This is a genomic window from Methylobacterium sp. A54F (assembly GCF_053346035.1).
The window spans coordinates 1-315 of record NZ_JBKFBF010000100.1 but is presented as its reverse complement, the minus strand read 5'-3'; the positions used below and the strand labels follow the sequence as shown (position 1 = coordinate 315).

Annotated in this window: 1 pseudogene; it reads left to right on the top strand. The window is 65.7% G+C overall.

The annotated features are described in order from the left end of the window. Positions 1–315: pseudogene (locus tag ACLBXP_RS25515) on the top strand (PQQ-dependent dehydrogenase, methanol/ethanol family); the annotation flags it as partial.

Below are 315 nucleotides of genomic sequence, written 5' to 3'. Positions count from 1 at the left end.
AAGAACTACGGCCGTCCGCTGGTCGTGTCGAAGTACTCGACCGAGCAGAACGGCGAGGACGTGAACTCGAAGGGCATCTGCCCGGCCGCGCTGGGCTCCAAGGGCCAGCAGCCGGCGGCCTACTCGCCGAAGACGCAGCTGTTCTACGTGCCGACCAACCACGTCTGCATGGACTACGAGCCCTTCAAGGTGTCCTACACCCCGGGCCAGCCCTCCGTGGGCGCGACCCTGTCGATGTACCCGGCCCCGAACTCGCACGGCGGCATGGGCAACTTCATCGCCTGGGACGGCGTGAACGGGAAGATCAAATGGTCG